The organism is Anaerotignum faecicola (assembly GCA_024460105.1).
GTDB lineage: Bacteria > Bacillota > Clostridia > Lachnospirales > Anaerotignaceae > JANFXS01.
Window position 1 is genome coordinate 1 of sequence record JANFXS010000567.1, and the last position, 391, is coordinate 391.

Genomic DNA, 391 nt, shown 5'->3' on the forward strand with positions numbered 1-391 from the left:
GGGCGGATGATATCGTCGGAAGGCTGGGAGGCGACGAATTTGTGGTCTTCCTGATGGAAGTGAACGACCCGGATCTGGTGAAGCAGCGCTGTACCGAGGTGCTCGACCGTGTGAAGAACGTGACGATGGAGAAACACGGGCAGGAAGTGACACTGAGTATCGGAGCGGCCATGGCAGGCGGTGAGACGGATTATGACGTGCTTTACCGGAAGGCGGACCAGGCGCTGTATCAGATTAAGAAGAATGGCAGAAGCGGAGTTCTGGTCGTTGAATAAAAGAGAGACGGGCCCGCTGAAATCCTGATGAAAACAGGGGATTTCAGCGGGCCCTTTGCGTGAAAACAGTCTGATGCCGCTCGGATATCAGAACAGCAGGTTATCAGCCAGCCTCG

General features: G+C 55.2%; 1 protein-coding gene. It reads left to right on the forward strand.

Annotation, left to right across the window (positions count from 1 at the left end):
• Nucleotides 1–275 (forward strand): diguanylate cyclase (locus tag NE664_15425; GenBank protein MCQ4728023.1); only part of this gene is annotated, 275 nt, incomplete at its 5' end.
• Nucleotides 276–391 lie beyond the last annotated feature (116 nt).